The sequence below is a fragment of the Tepidimonas fonticaldi genome (assembly GCF_001675355.1).
GTDB classification, from domain to species: Bacteria; Pseudomonadota; Gammaproteobacteria; order Burkholderiales; family Burkholderiaceae_C; genus Tepidimonas; species Tepidimonas fonticaldi.
Window position 1 is genome coordinate 755,886 of sequence record NZ_LZDH01000056.1, and the last position, 25,870, is coordinate 781,755.

Sequence of the window (25,870 nt, forward strand, 5' to 3'; positions counted from 1 at the left end):
GGCTGTGGCGGCCTCGAGGGTGGCCTCGCGGCCCGGGCACAATAGCGGCCATGCCGTCGTTCCTTCCGTCCGCCCCCCTGTCTGCCTGCTGGAAGACGGCACGCTTTCGCATCGATCTGAGCCGCCCGCGCGTGATGGGCATCGTCAACGTCACGCCGGACTCGTTCTCCGACGGGGGGGCGCACGCCGACGCCACGAGCGGCTTGCGCCATGCCGAGACGCTGCTGAAGGAAGGGGCCGATATCCTCGACGTCGGCGGCGAATCGACCCGGCCCGGCGCGCCGCCGGTGCCGCTCGAGGAGGAGCTCGCGCGCGTCGTGCCGGTGGTGCGCGAGGCGGTGCGCTGGGGCGTGCCGATCAGCGTCGACACCTACAAGCCCGAGGTGATGGCGGAGTGCCTGGCGCTGGGGGCGGACATCGTCAACGACATCTGGGCGCTGCGGCGCACCGGCGCGGACGGCCGCCGCGCCGAGGACGTGGTGGCGCAGGATCCGGCCTGCGGCGTGGTGCTGATGCACATGCACCGCCAGCCGCAGGACATGCAGGTGCAGCCGATGCAGGGTGACGCGGTGCCGCAGGTGCGCGACTTTCTGGCCGCGCGGGCGGCGGCGCTGCGCGCGCGGGGCGTCGCGGCCGAGCGCATCGTGCTGGACTACGGCATCGGCTTCGGCAAGACGGTGGAGCAGAACCTCGACTTGCTGGCCCGCCAGCGCGAGCTGCTGACGCTCGGCTACCCGCTGCTGGCCGGCTGGTCGCGCAAGTCCACGCTGGGGCGCTTGACCGGCGTGGAGGTGGCCGCCGAGCGGCTGGGGGCGAGCGTCGCCGCGGCGTTGCTCGCGGTGCAGCGTGGTGCGCGCATCGTGCGCGTGCACGACGTCGCCGCCACGGTGCAGGCGCTGCAGGTCTGGATGGCACTGAACGAAAGGGAGGAAACATGACGACACGACAGTACTTTGGCACCGACGGCATCCGCGGCACGGTGGGCCGAGCGCCGATCACGCCGGACTTCGCGCTGCGGCTGGCGCACGCGGTCGGGCAGGTGCTCAGGCGCACCGAGGCGCGGCCGACGGTGCTGATCGGCAAGGACACGCGCATCTCCGGTTATATGCTCGAGTCGGCGCTGGAATCGGGCTTCGCCTCCGCCGGGGTGGACGTGGTGCTGCTCGGGCCGGTGCCGACGCCCGCGGTGGCGTACCTCACGTGCGCGCAGCGGGCCAGCCTCGGCGTCGTCATCAGCGCCAGCCACAACCCCTACCCGGACAACGGCATCAAGTTCTTCAGCGCCCAGGGCACCAAGCTGCCCGACGAGTGGGAGCTGGCGGTGGAGGCGGCGCTGGCGCAGCCGCCGGCCTGGGTGGAGTCGGCGGCGCTGGGGGCGGCGCGGCGGCTGAGCGACGCCGCCGGGCGCTACATCGAGTTCTGCAAGAGCACCTTTGCCCCCGACCTCAGCCTGCGGGGGCTCAAGATCGCGGTTGACGCGGCGCACGGCGCGGCCTACCAGATCGCACCGGCCGTGTTCCACGAACTGGGCGCGGACGTGGTGCCGATCGGCTGCAGCCCCAACGGCCGCAACATCAACGACGGCGTCGGCGCCACGCACCCGCAGACGCTTGTCGCCGCGGTGCGCGCGCACGAGGCCGACCTCGGCATCGCGCTGGACGGCGACGCCGACCGCCTGCAGATGGTGGACGCCAGCGGCCGCCTCTACGACGGCGACGAGCTGCTGTATGTGCTGGCGGACGACCGGCTGGGCCGCGACGAGGTGGTGCCGGGCGTGGTCGGCACGCTGATGACCAACATGGCCATCGAGCAGGCGCTGGCCGCGCGCGGCGTGCGGCTGGTGCGCGCCAAGGTCGGCGACCGCTACGTGCTGGAGGAGCTGCACCGCCACCACTGGCTGCTGGGCGGGGAGGGCTCCGGCCACCTGATCATCCTGGACAGGCAGACCACCGGCGACGGCATCGTCTCGGCGCTGCAGGTGCTGCAGGCCTGCCTGCGCCAGCAGCGCACGCTCGCGGACGTGCTGCGCGGCGTGGAGCGCTTTCCGCAGGTGCTGCGCAACGTGCGGCTGGCCCCGGGCGCGGACTGGCGCGCCAATGCCGCGCTGCAGCAGGCGCAACGCGAGGCCGAGGCGGCGCTGGGCGCGGACGGCCGCGTGCTGATCCGCGCCAGCGGCACCGAGCCGGTGCTGCGCGTGATGGTGGAGGCACGCCGCGCCGAGGACGCCGAGCGCTGGGCCGCGCAGCTGGCCGAGGCGGCTGTTGCGGGGGCGCCCGTGTCGGCTTGAGACGCCAAGCGCGTCGGCGTTCGCTCCCCACGCCGACGCCCACGATAGGGCGTCGGTTCAGGCTTTTCCCCTGAGATCGGACCATCGACAGGACCGATGGTGCTTGTGAATGCCGGGCCTGCGGGCTGCGGGTTGTCCCGAATGGGAAGCCCTTGGGTCAAATAAGTATGATGACCTGATGAACCGACAGCCCGTTCCTGCCGAGACGCTGCTGGCGCCCCATCGCCTGTCGGACCGGTTGGCGGAGTTGTTGCAAGCTCGCATCGAGCGGGGCGAACTGCGCCCTCTGGACCGCTTGCCCACGGAACAGGAACTCGCGGAGCGGCATGGCGTCTCGCGCACCGTGGTGCGGGAGGCGGTCAGCCGCCTCAAGTCGACGGGCCTGCTCGTGTCGCGCCAGGGGTCCGGTGTTTTCGTCGCTCCGCAGTCGCGGGCCAAGGCACTGACGTTCGATCCGGCCGTGCTGCATTCGCTGAAAGCGGTGGTGCAAATCGTCGAAGTGCGGCGGGCGCTGGAGGGGGAAGTCGCGGCCTTGGCGGCTCAGCGTGCCGACGACGCCGAGGTGCAGCGCATTTGGTCCGCGCTGGCGGCCATCGATGCCGCCGTGGAAGCCGGGGGCGATGGCGTCGAGGAAGATCTGCATTTTCATCGCACGGTGGCGGCGGCCACCCACAACCCACAGTTCACCCGGCTGCTGGGCTTTCTGGAGCAGTACCAACGCGATGCCATGACCGTCACGCGGGCCAACGAGGCCATGCATGCAGACTTCATGGAGCAAGTCCGGGGCGAGCACCGCGAGATTGCCCACGCCATCGCGGCCCACGACCCCGAGCGGGCCCGGCAGGCAGCCACCACCCACATGTTGCGTGCGGCCCGACGCATCGAAGAGGCCGATGCGTCGGTGCGCGCGGCACTGAGCGAAGCGCTCGTGCCGCGTGGCGACCCGCGAAAGGAATCGCTGGCATGACGTCCAGAACCCTTGGTGTGATCGGCCTTGGCTCCATGGGGCTGGGCGCGGCGCTCTCGGCCCATCGCAAGGGCGTACCCACCTGGGGTTATGACGTGCGTCCCGAAGCGTGCGCGGCCTTTGCCCAGGAGGGCGGTCGCGTCGCGGCAAGTCCCGCTGAACTGGCCACGCAGTGCGATGTGGTGCTCACGCTGGTGGTCAATGCCGCGCAGACCGAAGACGTGTTGTTTGGCACTGGGGCGGTCGCCGAACACCTGAAACCGGGCTCCGTCGTGGTGGCCTCGGCCACGGTGGATCCCTCCCTGCCGCCGCAATGGGCGGCGCGGCTGCGCGAGCGCGGTGTGTGGCTGATCGACGGCCCGGTTTCGGGTGGCGCGGCCAAGGCAGCGCAAGGCCAGATGACGGTGATGGCGTCGGGCAGCCGGGAAGCCTTTGAGGCCGCTGGCGATGTGCTCCAGGCTCTGGCTGGCAAGGTTTATCGCCTGGGCGATGAGCCCGGTATCGGCTCGACGGTGAAGATGGTGAACCAGCACTTGGCCGGCGTGCACATCGCCGCCGCCGCCGAAGCCATGGCCTTGGGGATGCGTGCTGGGGCCGATCCGGCGCAGTTGTACGAGGTGATCTGCAACTCCGCCGGCATGAGTTGGATGTTCCAGAATCGCGTTCCCCACATCCTCGCGGGCGACTACCGGCCGCTGTCGGCCGTCAACATCTTCGTGAAGGATCTGGGCATCGTGCTCGATGCCGCGCGCCAGTTCACGATGCCGCTGCCGCTTGCGGCCGCTGCCCACCAGATGTATCTGCAGGCCGCGGCCGCCGGCCATGGGGGGGAGGACGACAGCGCAGTGATCAAGATCTTCCCGGGCATCGAACTGCCGAAGGGCGCCGTGGCATGACGGTGCTGGGAGTCATCGCCGACGATTTCACCGGCGCCACGGATGTGGCCAGCATGCTGGTGCGGGCGGGCATGCGGACGGTACAGGTCATCGGCGTGCCGGAAGGTCCGCCGCCGCAAGCCGATGCCATCGTGGTGGCGCTGAAGTCGCGGACCGTGCCGGCCCCGCAGGCCGTGGCCGAGTCGCTCGCCGCGCTGCGCTGGCTGCAGGCCGCCGGCGCCCGGCAGTTTTATTTCAAGTACTGCTCCACCTTCGACTCCACCCCGGCTGGCAACATCGGTCCGGTGGCGGAGGCCCTGCTGGAAGCACTGAACAGCGACTTCGCCATCGCCTGTCCGGCTTTCCCCGAGAACGGCCGCACGGTCTTTCGCGGGCATCTGTTCGTGGGGGACCAACTGCTGAGCGAGTCGGGCATGCGCCACCACCCGCTCACACCGATGACGGATGCGAACCTGGTCGCCGTGCTGCAAGCACAGTCGCGGGGCAGGGTGGGCCTAGTGCGCTACGACACCGTGGGGCAGGGCGTGGAGGCCGTGCGGGCCCGCTTTGCCCAGTTGCGCGCCGAGGGGGTGCGTCTGGCGGTGGCCGACGCCATCGACAACGACGACCTGCGCACCCTGGCCGCGGCCTGCGCCGAGCTGCCCCTGATCACGGCCGGTTCGGGCGTGGCCTTGGGGCTGCCCGCGGTTTACCAGGCCCGGGGCTGGATCCGGCCCGATGCGCAGGCCGCAGCATTGCCCACCGTGGGCGGCGCGGCGGCCGTGCTGTCGGGCTCGTGCTCGGACGCGACCAATGCGCAGGTGCAACACTGGATCGAAGCGGGCCGGCCCGCCCTGCGAATCGATCCGCACGCGCTCGCGCAAGGCCGCCCCGCCGCGGCCGAGGCGCTGGCGTGGGCGCGCGATCGGCTGCTCGACGGGCCGGTGCTGGTGTACACCACGGCGCGGCCCAATGAAGTGCGGGCCATCCAATCGGAGCTGGGGGCAGAGCGCGCGGGCGCAATGGTGGAGCAATGCCTTGCCACGATTGCGCAGGGTTTGGTCGATGCCGGTGTGCGCCGCCTCGTGGTGGCGGGCGGTGAAACCTCGGGCGCCGTGGTGCAGGCGCTCGGGGTGCGGCAGTTGCGCATCGGCGCGCCCATCGATCCGGGGGTGCCCTGGACACACGCCGAGGGCCGTCCGCTGTTGCTGGCGCTGAAGTCGGGCAACTTCGGCGGCGTCGATTTTTTTGCCAAGGCCTTGGCGCAGGTGGCGTGATGACCAGCCAGGACGCCCAGCGCCACGAAATCTGCCGCATCGGCCGCTCGCTGTTCGAGCGGGGCTATGTCCATGCCACCGCGGGCAACATCAGCGTGCGGCTGGACGAGTCGCAGGGCGGCGGATTCTTGATCACGCCCACCGATGCCTGCCTGGGATTTTTGGCGCCCGAGGAACTGGCCTGGGTCGATGCCCGGGGTGAGCAGCGCAGTGGCGAGCGTGCCAGCAAGACCTTGGCCTTGCACCGGCGGATCTATGACGCCGTGCCCGAGGCGCGCTGTGTTTTGCATACCCACTCCACCCATTTGGTGGCCCTTACCCTGTGCGGTGTGTGGAGTGCGGATGACATCCTGCCCCCGCTCACACCGTATTACGTGATGAAAGTGGGGCATGTCCCCCTCATCCCCTATCACCGCCCGGGCGATCCGGCCGTGGCCGAACGGGTGGCGCAAGCCATCCACACAGCCGCGCAGCGGGGTACGCCGTTGCGGGCCGTGATGCTCGATCGCCTGGGCCCGAATGTGTGGGGCGAGAGCCCCGCGCAGGCCATGGCGACGCTGGAGGAACTCGAAGAAACCGCCCGCCTGTGGCTGATGTGCCACCCCAAGCCGGCGCCGTTGACGGACGCCCAGATCGATGAACTGCGCCGCCACTTTGGCGCGCGCTGGTGACCGAATCCGACCATGCCCCGCTTTGCCGCCAATCTGTCGATGATGTACACGGAGCACGACTTCCTGGACCGTTTTGCCGCGGCGGCGGCGGACGGTTTCCGGGCGGTCGAGTACCTGTTTCCCTACGAGTACCCCGCCGAAGAGATCGCGCGGCGGCTGCGCGAGCATGGTCTCACCCAGGCCTTGTTCAATCTGCCCCCCGGCGACTGGGCGGCGGGCGAGCGGGGCGTGGCGGCGTTGCCCGGTCGCGAAGCCGAGTTTGCCGAGAGCGTGCAGCAGGCGCTCCGGTACGCCCTGGCCACGGGTTGCCGGCGTCTGCATGTGATGGCGGGTCGGGTGCCGGAAGGCGCCGACCGCGACGCGATGCGGCGCACCTACGTGGCCAACCTGCGCCACGCGGCGCAACAGCTGGCGCCCCATGGCATCACCGCGTTGATCGAACCGATCAACACCCGGGACATGCCGGGCTATTTCCTGAACTTTCAGCAACAGGCCCACGAGGTGGTGGCCGAAGTCGGCGCCACCAACCTGAAGGTGCAGATGGACCTCTACCACTGCCAGATCATGGAGGGCGACCTTCTGATGCGGCTCCAACGCCATCTGACCGGCGTCGGCCATCTGCAGATCGCAGGCGTGCCGCACCGGCACGAGCCGGATACCGGCGAAGTCAATTACCGCTGGCTGTTCGACGAGATCGACGCGCTGGGCTACGACGGGTACATCGGGTGTGAATACCGTCCGCGCGGCGCGACCTCGGCCGGGCTGGGCTGGTTCGCACCGTACAAAGACGTTCAGTCCTGACGCCAGCGACCAGCGCGAGGCACTGCGGCCAAGGGGCGGTGGTTTGCCTGGAGGTCGACGGCGGGCGCTGCGTCTGACCGATCCGTTTCAAGCCTCCCGCCGCCACAGCGCCTGCCCGGCGCGGATCGTGCGGCCCGGCTCGATGCCGTCGGCCAGCCGCCAGTGCGCCGGCACGAACAGGATGATGGTGGAGCCGTGCTCGAACCAGCCCATCTCCTGCCCGCAGCTCAGGCGCGCGTCGCACGGCAGCTCGTGCGGGCCGCGCCAGCGCAGGTGCAGCGTGACGTCGAGGAAGTGCAGCCGGATGCTGGCCACCAGGATCGCCGCCACCGGCACCAGCGCGATCGGGCTGCCGTCCGGTAGCGTCGCCTCGATCAGCGCGCGCTCGTTGCGGCAGAACAGCGCCGGGATGCGCCGCAGCGCCGGGGGGTTGACGTTGAAGACGTCGCCGCTGACGTAGCGCACGCGCCGCACGTGCAGGTCCGCCGGGGCGTGGAAGCGGTGGTACATCGTCGAGGTCAGCCGCAGCGTGACGAAGCGCCCGTTGGCGTGCACGGCGGCGGCCTCGGGACCGATCAGGTCCTCCAGCCGGTACGGCATGCCCTTGGCCTGCCAGACGGTGGTGCCGTGCACGTCGCCGCAGGCGCCGACGATGGCGTCGCACGGGCTGCACAGCACGTCCGGGTCGGGGTCGAAGGGGCGCGCGCCGTCGCGCAGCGCGCGCGTGAAGACGTCGCGCAGGCTGCGGTAATCGGCCGGGGCGGCGTCGCTGAGGTCCAGGTCGGCGAACAGCCGCCATACCGCCAGCGCCAGCCGCGTGAAGGCGGGGCTGTCGATGCGGCTCAGCCGCCCCATCAGCAGGGTGAGGGCCACGCGCGGCACGTGGTTGGTCAGCGCAAAGTTGAGCGGCTCGTGCTGCAGCACGCGGTCGCGCCAGGCGCGCCAGCCGGCCGGCGTGGGTTCGGGTTTCACGGGCGTGTCAAAGGCCATGCGTACAACTGTCGCCGAACCCGTTGAAGGAATGGTGACACCGATGCTCGAACCCGTCTGGTTGGGGGCCGCCGCCGCGCTGGCGGCCGCGCCGTGGGGCTGGCGGCGGCTGCGCCTGTCGCGCGCCAAGCACCCGTCGCTCGCCGGGCACCAGCGCATGGCCAAGCGCGTGGCGCGCTGGCTGCCCGGCTACGCGCTGCAGGCGCCGCAGGCGTTCGCGCTGGACGGCGCGCCGGCCGAGGTCCTGCAGGCGCGGCTGCAGGGCTGGCAGGCGCTGTCGCAGCGGCTGCGCGCCGCCGCGCCGCAGACGCTGGCGCTGACCGCCCAGGCGCGTGACGGCATGCCCGACCTGCGCCTGACCGGGCGCTACCGCGTGCCGTACCCGTTCGCGGAGCTGGCGCGCGAGCTGCCGGTCGGCGCCTTCTGGGCGCGCAGCGACGGCCCGTGGTTGATCGACCTCGACGGCAATCGCTTCCTCGACCTGACCGGCTCCTACGGCGTCAACGTGCTGGGGCTGGACTTCTACAAGGGCACGATGGAGGAGGGCGCGCGCCTCGGCGCGGCGCTGGGGCCGGTGCTGGGCGGCCTGCACCCGTGCGTGGCCGACAACGTCGCGCGGCTGAAGGCCCTGAGCGGCATGGACGACGTGACGTTTCACATGTCCGGCACCGAGGCGGTGATGCAGGCCGTGCGGCTGGCGCGCTACCACACCGGGCGGCGCCACGTGGTGCGCTTTGCGGGTGCCTACCACGGCTGGTGGGAGGACGTGCAGCCCGGCCCCGGCAACCCGCTGCCGCCGCGCGAGACCTACACGCTGGCGGACCTGAGCGAGGCGACGCTCGAGGTGCTGCGCACGCGGCGCGACATCGCCTGCGTGCTGGTCAACCCGCTGCAGGCGCTGCACCCCAACCGCGCCGCCCCCAGCGACTCCACGCTGGTCGGCCGCACGCGCGCGGCGAGCTTCGACCGCGACGCCTACGCGCGCTGGCTGCAGCGCCTGCGCGAGGTCTGCACCGAGGCCGGCATCGCGCTGATCTTCGACGAGGTGTTCGTCGGCTTTCGGCTGGCGCCGGGTGGCGCGCAGGCGTACTTCGGCGTGCAGGCCGACCTGGTCTGCTACGGCAAGACGCTCGGCGGCGGCCTGCCGGTCGGCGTGGTGTGCGGCAAGCGGCGCTGGATGGAGCGCTTCCGCCCCGAGCGCCCGGCGGATCTGTGCTTCGCGCGCGGCACCTTCAACGCCCATCCGTACGTGATGGGGGCGATGAACGCCTTCCTGCGCGCGCTGGAACGCCCGGAGGTGCGCGCCGCCTACGACGGGCTAGACGAGCGCTGGCGTGCGCGCGAGCGGCGCTTCAACGCGGCGCTGCAGACCGAGGGCGTGCCGGTGCGGGTGGCGGCGCTGTCGTCGATCTGGACGGTGCTCTACACCCAGCCGGGGCGCTACCACTGGCTGCTGCAGTACTACCTGCGCGATGCCGGGCTGGCGCTGAGCTGGGTCGGCACCGGGCGGCTGATCTTTCCGATCGCGCTGGAGGAGGCGGCGTTCGAGGAGGCGCTGCAGCGGTTTCTGGCCGCCTGCCGGCGCATGCAGGCCGACGGCTGGTGGTGGCGCGACGAGGCGCTGCCGCCCGAGGCGTGGGCCCGGCGGCTGCGCCGCGGCCTGCTGCGCGAGACCCTGCAGGCCTGGTGGCAGGCGCAGCGGCGGGATCGGGCGGCGGCCTGAAGCGGGGCTGCCGCGCCGACCCGGGTGACCCGGCCCGCCCGCGCCACCTGCGGGGGGAGTGGCGCCGCGCCGTCAGCCGGCGCGCGGGTGACCCGGGTCGAGCAGCTGGCCGCGCAGCAGGTACAGCGGCGCGCGGTGGTACAGCTTGATGTCGTGGAACGGGTCGGTGAGGATCTTCGTCACCCAGACGATGCCGGTGTAGAGGTCCTTCTCCACCCACAGCTGCAGCACGCGCACCAGCAGCCCGCCGACGCCGATCGCGAACCACAGCCAGCCGACGTTGTGCCAGAAGCCGCGCCAATCCTCGTGCGGCTCCAGCCAGCCGAACGCCGTCGGATCCCACACCAGCAGCAGCGGCGAGGCCGCCCACACCGTCATCAGCACCACCTTGCGCCTGAGGTTGTAGCCGACCTTGACCGCCTCCTTGTACTCGTGCGTCACCTGGTTGATGGGGTCGTAGCCCTTCGGCTCGAAGAAGAAGTGCCCCGACTGGCGCGTCACCATCGAGATGCCCCAGGCGATCAGCGCCGCGGTGGCGGGGTCCTGGAACAGCCAGACGTAGGCGACCACGAAGCTGATCGCGCTGATCAGGTGCAGCGTCTGGTTGATGCGGCTCTGGTGGTAGTAGCGGTGGTCGTCCCAGCGCTGCTCGCGCAGGGTGTGCAGAAAGCGTTGCAGCATCATCGGGTGTCCTCGTCGAGGGGGAAAGGGCAGGAGGGGGTACGGGGCCGCGCGTCGCCGCGGCGGCTCCGGCGGGCGTCATGGTCGCGACATCGTGTGACGCCACGGTGACGTCCACGGCCGCGCCGGGGTCTGTCACACGGCTGTCGCACGCCGCGGCCAAGCTCGCCGGCCATGGATGCGCGCCTGATGATCGAGAGCTTTCCGCCCCGCCGTGCGCTGCTGCGCGTCTCGGTGGTCACCGAAACCTTCCCGCCCGAGGTCAACGGCGTGGCCACCACGGTGGAGCGGCTGGTGCGCGGGCTGCAGCTGCGCGACCACGACGTGCAGGTGGTGCGGCCGCGCCAGGCGGCCGACGCCTGGGACCGCGACGGCAGCCGCCTGGGGCTGGAGCAGGTGCTGACGCGGGGCCTGCCGATCCCGCGCTACCCGCAGCTGCGCATGGGGCTGCCGGCGCAGCGCGCGCTGCAGGCGCTGTGGATGCGCCGCCGCCCGGACATCGTGCACATCGCCACCGAAGGTCCGCTGGGCTGGTCGGCGCTGCGCACCGCGCGCAAGCTTCAGCTGCCGGTCAGCTCGGATTTTCGCACCAACTTCGACGCCTACAGCGAGCACTACGGCGTCGGCTGGCTGCGCCGCTCGGTGCAGGCCTACCTGCGGCGCTTCCACAACCTGGCGGACTGCACGCTGGTGCCGACCGACGGCCTGCGCCAGCATCTGCGCGCTGCGGGCTTCGAGCGGCTGATCGTCGTGCAGCGCGGCGTGGACGTGGACCGCTTCACGCCAGCGCTGCGCAACCCGGCGCTGCGCGCGGTGTGGGGCGTGCAGCCGGGCGAGCGCGTGCTGCTGTACGTCGGCCGCCTGGCGCCGGAGAAGAACCTGGAGCTGCTGGCGGCGGCGTACGATGCGATGCGCGCGGTGCAGCCGGGCTGGCGGCTGGTGGTGGTCGGCGACGGGCCGCAGCGCGCCTGGCTGGCGCAGCGCTGCCCGCAGGCGGTGCTGCTGGGGGCGCTCACCGGCGAGGCGCTGGCGCAGGCCTACGCCAACGGCGACCTGCTGGCCTTCCCGAGCCTGACCGAGACCTTCGGCAACGTGACGCTGGAGGCGCTGGCCAGCGGGCTGCCGGTGCTGGCGTTCGACTACGCCGCCGCGGCCGAGGTGGTGCGCCACGGCGACAGCGGCCTGCTGGCGCCGGTGGGGGATGCGGACGCCTACCTCCAGCTGGCGCGCACGGTGGCCGGGGATGAGGCGCTGCTGCAGCGGCTGCGCGCCGGCGCGGTGCACGCGGTGCAGCACCTCGGTTGGGGGCGCATCGTCGAGCAGGTGGAGTCGATCTGGCTGCGGCTGCTGGCGGCGCACGCGGCCGGGCCGGCGGTGGTCAAGTCGTCGCCGTGGTGGGACGGTCTGCCCGCAACCGGCGCGTGAGGCCCCACAGCAGCGCCAGCCCCAGCGCCATCGTCAACCCGAGCGCCGACAGCAGCGGCACCAGCGGCCAGTCGGCGCGCATCGCCAGGGCGAGCGCCCCCAGCATGACGAGGACGCTGGCGTTCTCGTTGAAGCCCTGGATGGCGATCGACTGCCCCGGCTGCAGCAGCCGGTGTCCGCGGTATTGCAGCAGCGCGTTCATCGGCACCACCAGCATCCCGCCCAGCGCGCCGATGACCAGCAGCCCGAGTACCGCGAGCTCCAGCTCGCGCGTGTGCACGGCCAGCGCCAGCAGCGCGCCCAGCACGATGCCCAGCGGCAGCACGCGCCAGGCGCGGCGCAGCTCCACCCGCCGCGCCACCCACACCGCGCCGGCCACCACGCCCAGCGCCACGGTGGCCTGCAGGTAGGCTGCCTGCGACAGCGGCAGGTCCAGCCGCAGCTCGGCCCAGCGCAGCACGGCGATCTGCATCAGCGCGCCGAAGCCCCAGAACCACGTCGTCACCGCCAGCGACAGCCCGCCGAGCGGGTCGCGCCACAGCCGCGCGTTGTCGCGCCAGAAGCGCGGCCACAGTGCCGGCCAGTCGCGCAGCGGCAGCGCGCGCCGCGCCGGCCGCGACGGGATGTGGCGGTTGCACCACGCCGCCAGGGCATAGAGCGCCAGCACCGCCGCGAACGCCGGCAGCAGCGCCGTGGCCGGCAGCCAACCGTCCAGCCCCAGCCACGCCTGCGCCTGCGGCGCCTGCCAGGCCGGTGACACCCACCAGCCGCCCAGCGCCGTGCCGAGCAGCACCGACAGCACCACCGACACCTCCACCCAGCCGTTGGCCGCCACCAGATCGCGCCCCGGCGTCGATTCGGTGATCCAGCCGTACTTGGCCGGCGCGTACAGCGCCGCGGCCAGCCCCAGCAGCGCGAACGCCGCCAGCGGGTGCGCGCCGGCCACGAGCCCGGCCACCGCCAGCGCCTTCAGCGCGTTCATGCGCCCCATCAGCACGTTCTTGCGCACCGCGTCGGCCCAGGCGCCGGCCACCGGCGCCAGCAGCACGTAGCTCCACGTGAAGGCGAACTTCAGCAGCGGGGCCCACCACAGCGGGTGGCGCTGCTCCTGCAGATAGGCGATCGCGACGATCAGCACCGCGTGGTCGGCCAGCCCCGAGAGGAACTGCGCCGCCAGCAACCAGAAAAAACCCGCCGGCATGGGGCCGCAAGTCTGGCGCCGCTGCATGACACGCGCGTGAAGCCGGCCCGGCCGCGTGCGATGTCATGCCGCTGACACGGAACCGCCAAGCCCGCGTCACGCCCGCCGCCCAGAATGCCCAGCCGTGGGCGGCCGCGGCGCCGCCCGCCACCCCAAGCGGAGATGACGCCCGATGAAAGAGCTTCCGACGCCCACGCTGCACCTGTCCACCCTGGTTGGGGGCCAGACCCCGGGCCGCACGGCCGGGAGGTTGCTTCCAGCGCGCGCGGCCGACGCTGCCGCTGCGCCCGCTGCGCGCCTGGAGGTGGCGTGGGCGCGCCACCTCGACGACGTGCGCGCCGCCCAGCGCCTGAGGTACGCGGTGTTCGCCGAGGAGATGGGCGCGCGCCTGCGCACGCCGCTGCCAGGTCACGACATCGACCTGTTCGACGACTACTGCGAGCACCTGCTGGTGCGCGAGGCCGACACCGGTGAGGTGATCGGCACCTACCGCGTGCTGACCCCTGCGCAGGCCAAGCGCGTCGGCTGCTTCTACAGCGACACCGAGTTCGACCTGACGCGCCTGCGCGCGCTGCGCGAGCAGATGGTGGAGCTGGGCCGCTCCTGCGTGCACCCGCAGCACCGCCACGGCGGCGTCATCATGGCGCTGTGGGGGGCGCTGGCGGACTTCATGGTGCGCAACCGGCTGGACGTGATGATCGGCTGCGCCAGCATCCCGATGCACTACGAGGGCCCGCACGGCATGGCCGGCGGCGGCCATGCCGCGGCCAGCATCTGGCGCCAGGTGCGCGAGCGCCATCTGGCGCCGGTGGAGTTCCACGTCACGCCGCGGCTGCCGCTGCCGGTGCACGAGCTGGACGACACGCTGCCGGTGGAGCCGCCGGCGCTGGTCAAGGGCTACCTGCGGCTGGGCGCCAGGGTGCTGGGCGCGCCGGCCTGGGACCCGGACTTCAACACCGCCGACCTGCCGATGATGATGCGGCTGGCGGACCTGCCGTCGCGCTACCGGCGCCACCTGCTGGGGGCCTGATGCTGCGCAGCGACTCTGTGGCAGGACGGACGGCCCGGTGGCCGGACGCGGCGGGCGGTGCCCGGCCGAGCGGGGTGGCCGCGGCGCGGGACGGGGGCTGGATCGAACCCGACGAGGACGACCATCCCGCCGAGGGGCGAGAGCGGCTGCGCGCGGTGTTCATCTCGGACCTGCACCTGGGCACGCCGGGCTGCCAGGCCAAGGCGCTGCTGGCGTTCCTCAAGGCGCACCCGAGCGACCGGCTGTACCTGGTCGGCGACATCATCGACGGCTGGCAGCTGCGCCGGCGCTGGTACTGGCCGCAGAGCCACAACGACGTCGTGCAGAAGATCCTGCGCCGCGCGCGCAAGGGCTGCCAGGTGGTGTTCATCCCCGGCAACCACGACGAGTTCGTGCGCGAGTTCGTCGGGCACCCCTTCGGCGGGGTGGGCGTGGTGGAAGAAGCCGTGCACGAGACCGCCGACGGCCGCCGCCTGTGGGTGACGCACGGCGATTTGTACGACGGCGTGATCCAGTACGCCAAATGGCTGGCTTACTTGGGGGACACCCTGTACGAGTGGGCGCTGCGCCTGAATCGCCATGTCAACTCCTGGCGCGCCCGCATGGGGTTGCCCTACTGGTCCCTGTCGCAGTACCTCAAGCACCGTGTCAAGTCGGCGGTCAGCTTCATCACCCGCTTCGAGGAGGCGCTGGCGCACGAGGCGCGCCGCCGCGGGCTGGACGGCGTCGTCTGCGGCCACATCCACCGGCCGGAGATGCGTGTCATCGACGGTGTGCTGTACTGCAACGACGGGGATTGGGTGGAGAGCCTCAGCGCCCTGGTCGAACACGCCGATGGCCGACTGGAGATCGTCCACTGGGCGCAGGAGCGGGTGGCCGTCCCCGTCACGGCCGGGGCCGCGGTCCACCGTGCGCGCGCCTGAGCCGGTCACCGAGCCCGCACGGTGCGGTGAGCGTCATCGAGTTGTCATCAAATCGACGCGCAGAGTGGAAATAATGGTAGGCTGAACCGTGTACCTGGGCGTCCCGGTCACGCCCCCTGTCCTCGACCATGACCCACGCTGCCTTGAACTCCGTCCACCGCCACGTTTTTCTCGATCGCGACCAGAGCATCCTCGCCTTCAACGAGCGCGTGCTCGACTGGGCCTGCCGCGCCGACGTCCCGCTGCTGGAGCGGCTGCGCTACCTGGCCATCGTGTCGTCCAACCTGGATGAGTTTTTCGAGGTCCGCTTCGCGCCGCACCACACGGCCCGCCTGACCAACGAGCAGCGGGGGGCCGCCACGGTCGATACCTACCGCGCCCTGACCGAACGGGTGCACGCCCTGGTGGAACGCCAGTACGCGATCTACAACGACGAGCTGCTGCCCGCGCTGGAAAAGCGCGGCATCCGCATCATCTCGCACGGCGAGCGCAACCCCCGCCAGCGCCGCTGGGTGCGCGAGTACTTCGTCAACGAGGTGCAGCCGCTGCTGCTGCCGGTGGGACTGGATCCGTCCCACCCCTTCCCCCAGGTGGCCAACAAGTCGCTCAACTTCATCGTGCGGCTGGGCGGGCGCGACGCCTTCGGGCGCGAAAACGAGATCGCCATCGTCAAGGTGCCGCGGGCGCTCAAGCGTTTCGTGCCGATGCCGGGGGTCAAGGGCTCCAAGCAGCTGCATTTCGTCTCCATCTCCAGCATCGTGCGCTCCCATCTGGCCGATCTGTTCCCGGGGCGGACGGTGCTGGAGTTCTCGCAGTTTCGCGTCACGCGCCACTCCGACCTGGCCGTGGACGAGGAAGAGGTCAAAAACCTGCGCACCGCGCTGCGGCTGGGCCTGCAGCAGCGCCACTACGGCCAGGCGCTGCGGCTGGAGGTGTCTGCCGGTTGCTCCGACTTTTTGGCGGGCTTTTTGCTCGAGCAATTCAATCTGCCGCCCGAGAGCCTCTACCGCGTGGCGGGTCCGGTGAACCTGGTGCGCCTCAACCAGTTGGTGGACCTGATCGACGCCCCGGCGCTGCGCTTCGAGCGCTTTACGCCCGGCTGGCCGGTGGCGCTGGTGCCGGGGCAGTCGTTCTTCGAACGGCTCAAGCAGGGGGATGTGCTCATCCACCAGCCGTTCGAGAGCTTCGACGCGGTGCTGGCCTTCCTGCGCGAGGCGGTGGAAGACCCTCAAGTGCTCGCCATCAAGCAAACCATCTATCGCACCGGCTCGCGCGGCGAAATGACCGAGCTGCTGCGCGAGGCGGTGCGCCGCGGCAAGGAAGTCACCGCGGTGGTGGAGCTCAAAGCCCGCTTCGACGAGGAGGCCAACATCAACCACGCCGAGCGGCTGGAGTCGGTCGGCGCACAAGTGGTCTATGGCATCGTCGGCCTCAAGACGCATGCCAAGATGCTGCTCGTCACCCGGCGCGAGGACGGGCGCATCGTGCGCTATGCCCACGTCTCCACCGGCAACTACAACCCCGGCACGGCCAAGGTCTACACCGACCTCAGCTACCTCACCGCCGACGAGGCGCTGACCGCCGACGTCGACCACATCTTCGGCCATTTGGCCAGCCAGAACCGGCTGCCGCGGTTGCAGAAGGTGCTCATGGCGCCGTTCCATCTGCACAAAGGGATGTTGGAGCGCATCGATGCCGCCATTGCCGCGGCCAAGGCGGGCCGGCCCGCGCAGATCGTCCTCAAGATGAACGCCCTGACGGACGAGCCGCTCGCGCGGGCGCTGGTGGCCGCCTCCCAGGCCGGTGTGCAGGTGGAGGCGATCGTGCGCGGCGCGTGCATCCTGCCCGCAGGGGTGCCCGGCCACACCGACAACGTGCGCATCCGCTCGGTGATCGGGCGTTTTCTCGAACATTCGCGGGTGTTTTACTTCCGTTGCGGTGACGAGGAGGAGCTGTGGCTGTCCAGCGCCGACTGGATGAACCGCAACATGTTGCGTCGGGTCGAGCTGGCCTGGCCGGTGACCGATCCGCATCTGCGCGCCCGCATCATGGACGAGTGCCTGCATTTGTATCTGGCCGATCAGCGCGACGCCTGGCTGCTGCAGCCTGACGGGAACTACGTCAAGGCCGCGTCCCTGGCGGCCAAGCCCGCGCGCGGCAGCGGTCTGCCGTCGGCGCAGGCCAGCTTGATGGGCCGCTACGGCACCAAAGGGTGAACCGGATGGACCTGATTTTGTGGCGACACGCCGAAGCCGAGGACCTGGACGAAACCGACGAGGGCGGGGGTGACGACCTGTCGCGCCGTCTGACGCCGAAGGGCGAGAAGCAGGCCGCGCGCATGGCGGCATGGCTCGACCGCCAGCTGCCGGAGGGCACCCGCATCTGGTCCAGCCCCGCCGTGCGCACGGAGCAGACGGTGCTGGCGCTCGGGCGGCGTTACCGCGTCCGGCATGAGCTGGCCCCCGACGGCACGCCGCAGGGGCTGCTGAACGTGGTGCAGTGGCCCGATGCGCGCCACCCGGCCCTGGTGGTGGGGCACCAGCCAACCCTGGGCCGCGTCGTGGCGGGGTTGCTGGGTATCGAAAGCGGCGAATGCTCGATCCGCAAGGGCGCGGTCTGGTGGCTGCGCCGCCGCGAACGCCACCAGGGCTGGCAAACCGTGCTGCTGTGCGTGCAGTCGCCGGAACTGCTCTGAGGCGCTGCACCCGCGGCCAGCTCGGCAAGCGCGGTCAGCGCACCGGCTGATTTAGCGCAGGTCCACCGTCAGCCGCCATGCGGTCTTGCCCCAGGCGTCGGCTTCTTCCTGCAGCAGCCACGCGGACTGCGGGTACTGCCGGGCCCATCCGGGCACCGTGGTGAGCCGGAACTGCCGCGAGGCATACTGCAGCCGCAGTGCCGCGACGTCCGGATCTTTGCGCGCGTGGCACAGCAGCACCGCCAGGCGCAGGCACAGCAACTGCTTGACGAACAGCTCGTCGCCAAAGTGGGGCTCCAGCTTGCGCAGTTTGCCCCGCTGCCCCAGCACCAGCAGGCTCATGCGGTGCAGTTCGGGCAGCGAAAAACCCGGCGCATCCACATGGTCCAGGATGTACGCCCCATGGCGGTGGGCGCTGGTGTGGGAGATGTGCGCGCCGATCTCGTGCAGCCGCGCCGCCCATGCCAGTTTTTGGGAATAGCGGCCGTTGCGCGGATCGGGCGTGGCCACCTGCTCGAACAGACCGGTGGCCACGCGGCGCACGCGCTCGGCTTGCGCCGTATCGACAGCAAACTTCTGCGCCAGCCAGCGCACGGTGCGCTCGCGCACGTCCGTCTGGTCCGACGCCCGGTCGATCAGGTCGTACAGGGCGCCCTGGCGCAGCGCGCCTTGGGCGCGGTTGACCACGGTCCAGTCGAACAGTTCGAACAGCGCGAGCAGCACGCTCAGGCCCCCGGCCAGCACCGGTCGGCGGTCGTCTTTCAGCCCTTCCAGCCGCACCTCGTCCACGTGGCCCGCGCGCACCAGCCGGTCGGCCACCCAGTCGATCCCCTCGCGCGTGATCACCCCTGGCGCAAAGCCGGCCAGCGCCAGAATGTCGGCCAGCGCCCCCGCCGTGCCGGAGGAGGCGTACACCGCGTCCCAACTCCCCGGCGCAAAGACGTCCAGCGCCTCGTCCACCACGGCCTTGGCCGCGACGACGGCCCGGCGCAATGCCGCCTCGCTCACCCGCCCGCCGGGAAAATACCGCGTCGACCACGCCACACTGCCCAGGCCGTAGGACTCCATGCGCTGCGGGCTGTAGCCCTGGCCCAGGATCACCTCGGTCGAGCGGCCGCCGATGTCCACCACCAGGCGGCGTTCGTCCGACTGCGGCAGCAGGTGCGACACGCCTTGATAGATCAGCCGCGCCTCCTCGTGGCCGGCGATGACGTCGATGGGAAAGCCCAGAATCGCCTGCGCCCGGCCCAGAAAATCGTCGCGGTTGCGCGCCTCGCGCAGCGTCTGGGTGGCCACCGCGCGCACCTGCCGGCGCTCGAACGGGCGCAGCTTCTCGGCAAAGCGCGCCAGACATTCCCAGCCGCGCTCCATCGCCACCAGACTCAGCGTCTTGTGCTCGTCCAGGCCCGCGCCTAGGCGTACCGTCTCTTTCAGGTACTCGACGCGTTCGATGTGGCCGCCATGGTAGCGGCCGATTTCCAGGCGAAAGCTGTTCGAGCCGAGGTCCAGCGCGGCCAGCAGGGTTCCGTCTTGCATGCAGGGCTTCCAGTCGTCGGCCCGCAGCATACCAAACCCCCGTGACGGCGCCGCGGTGCCGCGCCGCACGGATGTCACAGAACCGTCACAAAGCGTCACTACAGTCCCGATCGTGTTGATGCACACCACGAAAGGATCCGCATGAAACGCCAATTCCTCAAGACCGTCGCCGCCGTCGCCGTGGCTTCCGTCACCCTGGGCTGGGGCTCCGCCGCCATGGCCGCCGACATCACCGGCGCGGGCGCGACCTTCCCGTTCCCGATCTACGCCAAGTGGGCGGAAGAGTACAAGAAGGTCACCGGCACCGGCCTGAACTACCAGTCCATCGGATCCTCGGGCGGTATTCGCCAGATTCGCGCCAAGACGGTGGCCTTCGGTGCTTCCGACGCCCCCGTGCCGGGCAACGAGCTGGAGCGCGACGGCATGGTGCAGTTCCCCGCCATCATCGGTGGCACGGTGCCCGTGTTCAACCTGGACGGCTTCGGCAAGGGCGAGCTGCGCATCACCGGTCCCGTGCTGGCCGAGATGTTCATGGGCAAGATCAGCAAGTGGAACGATCCCAAGATCGCCGCGCTGAACCCGGGCAAGAACCTGCCCGACTTGGCCATCACCGTCGTGCACCGCGCCGACGGCTCGGGCACCACCTTCAACTGGACCGATTATCTGAGCGCCGTCAGCAAGGAATGGGCGGACACGGTGGGCAAGGGGGCGGCCGTCAAGTGGCCCGCGCCGACCTCGGTGGGCGGCAAGGGCAACGAAGGGGTGGCGGCCAACGTCTCGCGCATCAAGGGCTCCATCGGCTACGTGGAATACGCTTACGCCAAGAAGAACAACATTCCGGTCATGCAGTTGCAAAACCGCAACGGCAAGTATGTGATGCCGGACGACACGACGTTTGCGGCGGCCGCGGCCGGCGCCGACTGGTTCAGCGTGCCGGGCATGGGCATCTCGCTGGTCAACCAGCCGGGCGACAACGCCTACCCCGTGGTCACGGCCTCGTTCATCCTGATGTACAAGGAGCCCACCAACAAGGCCGAGAGCGCCGAAGTGCTCAAGTTCTTCGACTGGGCGTTCAAGAACGGCAAGCAAATGGCGCTGGACCTGGAGTATGTCCCGCTGCCCGACAAGCTGACCGCCGAAATCCGCAGCAAGGTGTGGTCGCAGATCAACACCAAGTGATGGGTGGATGACCGATCGCCCGTCGGCGGCTCCTGAGCGCCGACGGGTTTTTGTTGGATATTCTGCGGAGTCTCTGGTCGATGAACGTGGACATCCCCATGACCCCTCTTTCCGAAGTCTCCGATGCGGCCCAGGCGTCGCGCGTGGCGGCGATCGCCCGCCGTCAGCGCTGGCAGGACGCCATCTTCCACCGCCTGACCCAGGCCTTCTCGCTGCTGGTGTTGGCGGCGCTGCTGGGCATCATCGTGTCCCTGATGATCAAGGCGTGGCCCACCTTCCAGAAGTTTGGCGTGGGCTTCATCTGGTATGTCGAGTGGGACATCATCAACGAGGAGTTCGGGGCCGCCATCGCCATCGTCGGCACGCTGATCAGCGCGGGCATCGCGCTGCTGTTGGCCATGCCGCTGGCCTTTGGCATCGCGCTGTTCCTGACCGAGACGTGCCCGGTCTGGCTGCGGCGGCCGCTCGGCACCGCGGTGGAGCTGCTCGCCGCGGTACCCTCCATCATCTACGGCATGTTCGGCCTGTTCGTGTTCGCCCCGCTGTTCGCGGACTACGTGCAGGTGCCGTTGCAGGACGTGCTCGGGGGGATGCCGCTGATCGGCTGGCTGTTCGGCGGCGCTCCCACCGGCCTGGGCATCCTGGCCGCTGGCATCATCCTGGCGTTCATGATCCTGCCCTTCATCGCCGCCGTCATGCGCGATGTGTTCGAGATCGTGCCCGGCATCCTGCGCGAGTCCGCCTATGGCCTGGGCTGCACCACCTGGGAGGTGGTGCGGCGCATCGTGTTGCCGTACACGCAAAAGGGGGTGATCGGCGGGGTGATGCTGGGGCTGGGGCGTGCGCTGGGCGAGACGATGGCGGTGACGTTCGTGATCGGCAATGCCAACCGCCTGCCCAACTCGCTGTTCTCGCCGGGGACGTCCATCGCCTCGACGCTGGCCAACGAGTTCGCCGAGGCGGCCGACTTCCACCTCTCGACGCTGTTCGCGCTGGGGTTGCTGCTGTTCCTCATCACCTTCGTGGTGCTGTCGCTGGCCAAGCTGATGATCCTGCGCGCCGAGAAAGCCAAGGGGCTCTGACATGGCAATGAACGATCGACTCTACGCCCGCCGCCGGCTCTCCAACGCCATCGGCCTGACGTTGTCCATGGCGGCCATGGCCCTGGGCCTGACCGTGCTGCTGTGGATCCTGTACGTGCTGTTCTCCAACGGCATCGCCGCGATCGACGGCAACATCTTCACCAAAGACACGCCGGCCCCGGGCACCGAAGGGGGCGGCCTGCGCAACGCCATCGTCGGCAGCCTGATGATCGTCGGGCTCACGGTGCTGGTCTCCACGCCTATCGGCATCCTGGCCGGCGTCTACCTCGCGGAGTACGGCGACACCAGCCGGACCGCGTCGTTGACGCGCTTCGTCACCGACATCATGCTGTCGGCGCCATCCATCGTGCTGGGGCTGTTCGTCTATGCCATCGCGGTGGCCACCGTGGGCAACTTCTCGGGCTATGCGGGCAGCCTGGCGCTGTCGCTGATCGCCGTGCCGGTGGTGGTGCGCACCACCGAGAACATGCTGCGCCTGGTGCCGGGCAGCCTGCGCGAGGCGGCCTTCGCCCTGGGGGCGCCGCGCTGGAAGGTGGCGATCATGGTGACGCTGCGGGCGGCCAAGAGCGGCGTCATCACCGGCGTGCTGCTGGCCGTCGCACGCATCAGCGGCGAGACCGCGCCGCTGTTGTTCACGGCCCTCAACAACCAGTTCTTCAGCACCGACATGGGCAAGCCCATGGCCAACCTGCCGGTGGTCATCTTCCAGTTCGCCATGAGCCCGTACGACAACTGGATCCGCCTGGCGTGGGGCGGGGCGCTGCTGATCACGCTCGCCGTGCTGCTGCTCAACATCCTGGCGCGCGTCTACTTCCGCGAGCGCGCGCCCAAGTGAGCCGATGACCCATTCCCAGGATTCGCAGGATACGCAGGAACATTCCACCATGACCGCCTCCATTTCCACCGCAGCGGCACTCGGCGAGAACCGGGCGGCCTCGGCCGCGCCCGAGCGCAACGCGATCGAGATCCGCAACCTCAATTTCTATTACGGTCAGTTCCAGGGGCTCAAGAACGTCTCGCTGGACATCCCCGAGCGCCGCGTGACGGCCTTCATCGGCCCCTCGGGCTGCGGCAAGTCCACGCTGCTGCGCACGCTCAACCGCATGTACAGCCTGTATCCGGGGCAGCGTGCCGAGGGCGAAATCCGCTTCGACGGCCGCAACATCCTCGACCCCGACACGGACCTGAACCTGCTGCGCGCGCGCATCGGCATGGTGTTCCAAAAGCCCACGCCGTTTCCGATGACGATTTACGAGAACATCGCCTTTGGCGTGCGTCTGTACGAAAAGCTGTCCAAGTCCGACATGGACGACCGCGTCGAGTGGGCGCTGACCAAGGCGGCCCTGTGGAACGAGGTCAAGGACAAGCTGCACCAAAACGGCATGTCGCTGTCGGGCGGCCAGCAGCAGCGTCTGTGCATCGCGCGCAGCGTGGCGGTCAAGCCCTCGGTGGTGCTGCTCGACGAGCCGACCTCGGCGCTGGACCCCATCTCCACCGGCAAGATCGAAGAGCTGATCCACGAGCTCAAGACCGAGTACACGATCGCCATCGTCACCCACAACATGCAGCAGGCCGCGCGCTGCAGCGACTACACCGCCTACATGTACCTGGGCGAGTTGATCGAGTTTGGCGAGACGGAGCAAATCTTCGTCAAGCCCAAGCGCACGGAAACCGAGGACTACATCACCGGGAGGTTCGGCTGATCATGGAAAAACACCTGTCCAGCCAGTTCGACGAGGAACTCAACCGCATCTCGACCCGCGTGCTCGAGATGGGGGGCGTGGTGGAGTCGCAGCTTCGCCATGCCATCTATGCCCTCTATCAGCTCGACCTGCCGGCCACGCAGCAGGTGCTGGAGCTGGAGGAGCGCGTCAACCGGCTCGAGGTCGAGATCGACCGCGACATCACCTCGGTGATGAGCCGCCGCCAGCCCACCGCGCGCGATCTGCGCCTGCTGGTGGGCGTCTCGCGCGTCATCGTCAACCTGGAGCGCGCTGGCGACGAGGCCGCGCGCATCGCACGCCTGACCAAGGACTTCATCGACGCCGGTGCCCCGCGCGCGCTGCCCATCGACGATCTGGTCAACGCCGCGAAGATGGCGGCCGAGTCGATTCGCGCCACGCTCGACGCCTTTGCCCGGCTGGATGTGCAGGCGGCGATCAAGGTCATCGACGAGGACAACCGCCTCGACGTGGTGTACGAGGGCTTCGTGCGCAAGCTGATCACCTACATGATGGAAGACCCGCGCATGATCACCCCGTGTCTGGGGCTGATGTTCCTGGCCAAGGCGGTCGAGCGCGTGGGCGACCACGCGAAGAACATCGCCGAGGCCGCGGTCTACGTGGCCATGGGCAAGGACATCCGGCACGCCACGCCGGAACAGCGCGAGTCCGCCCTCAAATGAGGAAGCTGCCCCGCGTGCTGGTGGTCGAGGACGAGCCCTCGATCGCGGAACTGATTGCGGTGAACCTGCGGCACAACGGGTTCTCGCCCATCGTCGTCTTCGACGCCGACGCTGCCCAGCGCGAGGTCGATGCCGTGCTGCCGGACGTCATCCTGCTGGACTGGATGCTGCCGGGCCAGAGCGGGGTGCAACTGGCCCGGCAGTGGCGCGCCCACGAGCGCTCCAAGGCGGTGCCCATCATTATGCTCACCGCCCGCTCCGAGGAGTCCGACAAGGTCCAGGGGCTGGATGCCGGCGCCGATGACTACATCACCAAGCCCTTTTCCACGCAGGAGCTGCTCGCGCGCATCCGCGCGGTGTTGCGCCGCCGCGCGCCGGAAGCGGTCAACGACACCGTGCAGGCAGGTGGGCTGATGCTGGACGCCGCCGCCCACCGCGTGTCCTTCGAGGGACGGGAGCTCAAACTCGGACCCACCGAGTTTCGCCTGTTGCATTTCCTGATGAAGCACCCCGAGCGGGTCCACACGCGGGCCGCGCTGCTCGACCGCATTTGGGGTGACCATGTGTTTATCGAGGAGCGCACGGTGGATGTGCACATCAAGCGCCTGCGCGAGGCGCTCGGGGTGGCCGGTGCGCTGATCGAGACGGTGCGCGGGGCGGGCTATCGCTTCTCGCCGCGCGCGCTGGAATCGGTCGCCGACGCCCGCTCGGCGTGATGCCGCCGCGCCATCGTCCGGTCCCCGGCGCAGGGGCTTCGCTATGATGGCGCGGCGATGATGCGACGCTCGTTAGAACTGACCGGCCTGGTGGCCGCAGGGGGTGGCTTGGCGCTCCTGTGGTCCGATGGGCCGGGTTGGGGCGTGCTGGGCGCCCTGGCGGGCGCGCTGGTGTGGCTGGCCGTGGACAACTGGCGCGCGCGCCGGGTGCTGGCGTGGTTGCGCGAGCCCTCCGCCGCGCGGCTGCCCGCCGTCGGCTCGGTGTGGGGGGAGGTCGTAGACCGCTCCCGGCGCGCCTTCAAGGTGTTGAACCGCAAGGCGCGCAAAAGCAATGCGCGGTTGCAGGAGCTGCTGGCGGCCATGCAGGCCTCGCCCAACGGGGTCGTGCTGTTGGGCAAGGAAGGCACCATCGAGTGGTGCAATCTGATGGCGGGCGAGCATCTGGGCTTCGACGCCAAGCGCGATCTGGGCCAGCGCATCCGCAACCTGGTCCGCGATCCGGCCTTCATCGCCTATCTCAACCAGCGCGACTTCAGCCAGCCGGTGGAGATCGACGGCCGCAATGCCCGCCCCGGTCATCCGCAGCACATCGCGATCCAGATCTTCCCCTACGCCAAAGGGCGCCGCCTGCTGCTCACGCGCGACGTCACCACGATCGAACTGGCCGAGGCGATGCGGCGCGATTTCGTGGCCAATGTCTCGCACGAGATCCGCAGCCCGCTGACGGTGATCGCCGGCTTCATCGAAACCCTGCAAACCCTGCCGCTGCAAGAGGCCGAGCGCGCGCACTTTCTGGAGCTGATGCGGCAGCAGGCGCAGCGCATGCAAACGCTGGTAGACGATTTGCTCACCCTGTCGCGGCTGGAGGGCAGCCCCATCCCCGACGATTCGCAATGGGTGGCGGCCGCCGATTTGCTGACCGAGGCGGGCACCCAGGCCCAGGCGCTGGCCGATGTGCTGCACGCCGGCCAGCAGACGCTCGTGCTGCAGCCCGGCCCGGCGCTGGAGGTGGCCGGCGCGCGCGGCGAGTTGCTCAGCGCCATTGGCAACCTGCTGACCAACGCCGTGCGCTACACCCCGGCGCAGGGCCGTGTCGAGGCGGGCTGGCGGCTGTTGGCGGACGACGAGGTCGAGTTCTACGTCACGGACACTGGCCCCGGCATCGCGCCGGAGCATCTGCCCCGGTTGACGGAGCGCTTCTATCGCGTGGACCGCAGCCGCTCGCGCGACAGCGGCGGGACCGGGCTGGGGCTGGCGATCGTCAAGCACGTGGCCCAGCGGCACGGCGGCCAGTTGCTCATCGAGAGCACGCTGGGGGTCGGCTCGACGTTCCGGCTGCGCCTGCCACCGGCGCGCGTGCTCGTCCGCGAGCGGGCTTGAGTCCAC

General features: G+C 70.1%; 24 protein-coding genes. 20 read left to right on the forward strand and 4 right to left on the reverse strand.

Translation table 11 applies throughout. The features are described from left to right. Positions 1-50: 50 nt before the first annotated feature. From folP to otnI, 7 genes are all read left to right on the forward strand, one after another. On the forward strand, positions 51-938 hold the full coding sequence (folP, locus tag A9O67_RS09380) for a dihydropteroate synthase (protein WP_068609503.1): 888 nt from the start codon (positions 51-53) through the stop codon (positions 936-938). Then, on the forward strand, positions 935-2,287 hold the full coding sequence (gene glmM / locus A9O67_RS09385) for a phosphoglucosamine mutase (RefSeq protein ID WP_068609506.1): 1,353 nt from the start codon (positions 935-937) through the stop codon (positions 2,285-2,287). Before folP ends, glmM begins: the two co-directional genes overlap by 4 nt. A gap of 178 nt (positions 2,288-2,465) precedes the next feature. After that, on the forward strand, positions 2,466-3,254 hold the full coding sequence (locus A9O67_RS09390) for a FadR/GntR family transcriptional regulator (RefSeq protein WP_156682288.1): 789 nt from the start codon (positions 2,466-2,468) through the stop codon (positions 3,252-3,254). Continuing rightward, positions 3,251-4,150: an L-threonate dehydrogenase gene (gene ltnD, locus A9O67_RS09395; protein WP_068609507.1), complete on the forward strand. Its 900-nt coding sequence runs from the start codon at positions 3,251-3,253 to the stop codon at positions 4,148-4,150. The genes A9O67_RS09390 and ltnD overlap by 4 nt, the downstream gene beginning before the upstream one ends. Beyond that, complete coding sequence (gene otnK / locus A9O67_RS09400; RefSeq protein WP_068609509.1) at positions 4,147-5,406, forward strand: 3-oxo-tetronate kinase; 1,260 nt, start codon at positions 4,147-4,149, stop codon at positions 5,404-5,406. Before ltnD ends, otnK begins: the two co-directional genes overlap by 4 nt. Beyond that, positions 5,406-6,077, forward strand: coding sequence for a class II aldolase/adducin family protein (locus A9O67_RS09405; protein WP_068609511.1), 672 nt, complete (start codon positions 5,406-5,408; stop codon positions 6,075-6,077). Before otnK ends, A9O67_RS09405 begins: the two co-directional genes overlap by 1 nt. Positions 6,078-6,089: 12 nt before the next feature. Then, the gene (otnI, locus tag A9O67_RS09410; protein WP_068609513.1) at positions 6,090-6,878 is read left to right on the forward strand and encodes a 2-oxo-tetronate isomerase; all 789 of its coding nucleotides are present in this window, start codon (positions 6,090-6,092) and stop codon (positions 6,876-6,878) included. Positions 6,879-6,965: 87 nt separating this feature from the next. Here the strand turns inward: otnI and asd are convergent, their stop codons facing one another. Further along, positions 6,966-7,850, reverse strand: a complete 885-nt coding sequence (asd, locus tag A9O67_RS09415) for an archaetidylserine decarboxylase (protein ID WP_231960292.1) — start codon at positions 7,848-7,850, stop codon at positions 6,966-6,968. Positions 7,851-7,911: 61 nt separating this feature from the next. On the opposite strand from asd, the gene A9O67_RS09420 reads away from it, so the two are divergent. Next, positions 7,912-9,591, forward strand: a complete 1,680-nt coding sequence (locus A9O67_RS09420) for an aminotransferase class III-fold pyridoxal phosphate-dependent enzyme (RefSeq protein WP_068609515.1) — start codon at positions 7,912-7,914, stop codon at positions 9,589-9,591. 72 nt (positions 9,592-9,663) lie between these two features. On the opposite strand, the gene A9O67_RS09425 is transcribed toward A9O67_RS09420, so the two are convergent. Further along, positions 9,664-10,275, reverse strand: coding sequence for a hypothetical protein (locus A9O67_RS09425; protein WP_231960294.1), 612 nt, complete (start codon positions 10,273-10,275; stop codon positions 9,664-9,666). Positions 10,276-10,446: 171 nt separating this feature from the next. Here A9O67_RS09425 and A9O67_RS09430 point away from each other — a divergent pair, with 171 nt between their 5' ends. Continuing rightward, positions 10,447-11,697 carry a glycosyltransferase family 4 protein gene (locus tag A9O67_RS09430; RefSeq protein WP_068609517.1) on the forward strand — a complete coding sequence of 417 codons (1,251 nt, stop codon included), beginning with the start codon at positions 10,447-10,449 and terminating at the stop codon, positions 11,695-11,697. On the opposite strand, the gene lplT is transcribed toward A9O67_RS09430, so the two are convergent. Continuing rightward, a complete protein-coding gene (gene lplT / locus A9O67_RS09435; protein ID WP_068609965.1) occupies positions 11,651-12,898 on the reverse strand; it encodes a lysophospholipid transporter LplT in 1,248 nt (415 codons plus the stop codon). The two genes, A9O67_RS09430 and lplT, sit on opposite strands and share 47 nt — an antisense overlap. A 172-nt stretch (positions 12,899-13,070) precedes the next feature. Between lplT and A9O67_RS09440 the strand changes: the two genes are divergently transcribed. From A9O67_RS09440 to A9O67_RS09455, 4 genes are all read left to right on the forward strand, one after another. Continuing rightward, the gene (locus tag A9O67_RS09440; RefSeq protein WP_068609519.1) at positions 13,071-13,928 is read left to right on the forward strand and encodes a GNAT family N-acetyltransferase; all 858 of its coding nucleotides are present in this window, start codon (positions 13,071-13,073) and stop codon (positions 13,926-13,928) included. Further along, entirely contained in the window at positions 13,928-14,851 is a 924-nt protein-coding gene (locus tag A9O67_RS09445) for a UDP-2,3-diacylglucosamine diphosphatase (RefSeq protein WP_082955482.1), read from the forward strand. The genes A9O67_RS09440 and A9O67_RS09445 overlap by 1 nt, the downstream gene beginning before the upstream one ends. 128 nt (positions 14,852-14,979) lie before the next feature. After that, entirely contained in the window at positions 14,980-17,067 is a 2,088-nt protein-coding gene (ppk1, locus tag A9O67_RS09450) for a polyphosphate kinase 1 (protein WP_068609521.1), read from the forward strand. A 5-nt stretch (positions 17,068-17,072) separates the two neighbouring features. Continuing rightward, a complete protein-coding gene (locus A9O67_RS09455; RefSeq protein ID WP_068609522.1) occupies positions 17,073-17,546 on the forward strand; it encodes a SixA phosphatase family protein in 474 nt (157 codons plus the stop codon). Positions 17,547-17,597: 51 nt separating this feature from the next. On the opposite strand, the gene A9O67_RS09460 is transcribed toward A9O67_RS09455, so the two are convergent. Then, positions 17,598-19,082 carry a Ppx/GppA phosphatase family protein gene (locus A9O67_RS09460; protein ID WP_068609966.1) on the reverse strand — a complete coding sequence of 495 codons (1,485 nt, stop codon included), beginning with the start codon at positions 19,080-19,082 and terminating at the stop codon, positions 17,598-17,600. 141 nt (positions 19,083-19,223) lie between these two features. Here A9O67_RS09460 and pstS point away from each other — a divergent pair, with 141 nt between their 5' ends. From pstS to phoR, 7 genes are all read left to right on the forward strand, one after another. Then, positions 19,224-20,261 (forward strand): phosphate ABC transporter substrate-binding protein PstS, encoded by a 1,038-nt coding sequence (gene pstS / locus A9O67_RS09465; protein ID WP_068609523.1) that lies wholly within the window; start codon positions 19,224-19,226, stop codon positions 20,259-20,261. 98 nt (positions 20,262-20,359) lie between these two features. Then, positions 20,360-21,343, forward strand: coding sequence for a phosphate ABC transporter permease subunit PstC (gene pstC, locus A9O67_RS09470; RefSeq protein WP_231960296.1), 984 nt, complete (start codon positions 20,360-20,362; stop codon positions 21,341-21,343). A 1-nt stretch (position 21,344) separates the two neighbouring features. Then, positions 21,345-22,199 (forward strand): phosphate ABC transporter permease PstA, encoded by an 855-nt coding sequence (pstA, locus tag A9O67_RS09475; protein WP_068609530.1) that lies wholly within the window; start codon positions 21,345-21,347, stop codon positions 22,197-22,199. A 49-nt stretch (positions 22,200-22,248) separates the two neighbouring features. Then, positions 22,249-23,067 carry a phosphate ABC transporter ATP-binding protein PstB gene (gene pstB / locus A9O67_RS09480; protein ID WP_068609968.1) on the forward strand — a complete coding sequence of 273 codons (819 nt, stop codon included), beginning with the start codon at positions 22,249-22,251 and terminating at the stop codon, positions 23,065-23,067. Continuing rightward, entirely contained in the window at positions 23,067-23,768 is a 702-nt protein-coding gene (phoU, locus tag A9O67_RS09485) for a phosphate signaling complex protein PhoU (RefSeq protein WP_068609970.1), read from the forward strand. The genes pstB and phoU overlap by 1 nt, the downstream gene beginning before the upstream one ends. Beyond that, a complete protein-coding gene (gene phoB / locus A9O67_RS09490; protein ID WP_068609532.1) occupies positions 23,765-24,484 on the forward strand; it encodes a phosphate regulon transcriptional regulator PhoB in 720 nt (239 codons plus the stop codon). The genes phoU and phoB overlap by 4 nt, the downstream gene beginning before the upstream one ends. 57 nt (positions 24,485-24,541) lie before the next feature. Further along, positions 24,542-25,864: a phosphate regulon sensor histidine kinase PhoR gene (gene phoR / locus A9O67_RS09495; RefSeq protein ID WP_068609533.1), complete on the forward strand. Its 1,323-nt coding sequence runs from the start codon at positions 24,542-24,544 to the stop codon at positions 25,862-25,864. Positions 25,865-25,870 lie beyond the last annotated feature (6 nt).